Annotated in this window: 1 rRNA gene; it reads left to right on the plus strand. The window is 56.2% G+C overall.

Annotated elements, in window-relative coordinates:
* Positions 1–1,173: ribosomal RNA gene (locus ACZ501_RS35010) — 23S ribosomal RNA — on the plus strand; the annotation flags it as partial.
* Positions 1,174–1,205: the final 32 nt, after the last annotated feature.

The raw sequence follows: 1,205 nt of genomic DNA on the forward strand, positions 1-1,205 counted from the left end.
TGAGCTGGGGGTGGCCGCAGAGACCAGCGAGAAGCGACTGTTTACTAAAAACACAGGTCCGTGCGAAGCCGTAAGGCGATGTATACGGACTGACGCCTGCCCGGTGCTGGAACGTTAAGGGGACCGGTTAGTGACCTTTCGGGGTTGCGAAGCTGAGAACTTAAGCGCCAGTAAACGGCGGTGGTAACTATAACCATCCTAAGGTAGCGAAATTCCTTGTCGGGTAAGTTCCGACCTGCACGAATGGCGTAACGACTTCTCGACTGTCTCAACCATAGGCCCGGTGAAATTGCACTACGAGTAAAGATGCTCGTTTCGCGCAGCAGGACGGAAAGACCCCGGGACCTTTACTACAGTTTGATATTGGTGTTCGGTTCGGCTTGTGTAGGATAGGTGGGAGACTTTGAAGCCGTGACGCCAGTCATGGTGGAGTCGCCGTTGAAATACCACTCTGGTCGTGCTGGATGTCTAACCTCGGTCCGTGATCCGGATCAGGGACAGTGTCTGATGGGTAGTTTAACTGGGGCGGTTGCCTCCCAAAGGGTAACGGAGGCGCCCAAAGGTTCCCTCAGCCTGGTTGGCAATCAGGTGTTGAGTGTAAGTGCACAAGGGAGCTTGACTGTGAGACCGACGGGTCGAGCAGGGACGAAAGTCGGGACTAGTGATCCGGCGGTGGCTTGTGGAAGCGCCGTCGCTCAACGGATAAAAGGTACCCCGGGGATAACAGGCTGATCTTCCCCAAGAGTCCATATCGACGGGATGGTTTGGCACCTCGATGTCGGCTCGTCGCATCCTGGGGCTGGAGTCGGTCCCAAGGGTTGGGCTGTTCGCCCATTAAAGCGGTACGCGAGCTGGGTTTAGAACGTCGTGAGACAGTTCGGTCCCTATCCGCTGTGCGCGTAGGAATATTGAGAAGGGCTGTCCCTAGTACGAGAGGACCGGGACGGACGAACCTCTGGTGTGCCAGTTGTCCTGCCAAGGGCATGGCTGGTTGGCTACGTTCGGGAGGGATAACCGCTGAAAGCATCTAAGCGGGAAGCCTGCTTCAAGATGAGTATTCCCACCTCCTTGAGAGGGTAAGGCTCCCAGTAGACGACTGGGTTGATAGGCCAGATGTGGAAGCCCGGTAACGGGTGGAGCTGACTGGTACTAATAGGCCGAGGGCTTGTCCTCAGTTGCTCGCGTCCACTGTGTTAGTTCTGAAG

The sequence above is a fragment of the Streptomyces sp. NPDC034085 genome (assembly GCF_055575555.1).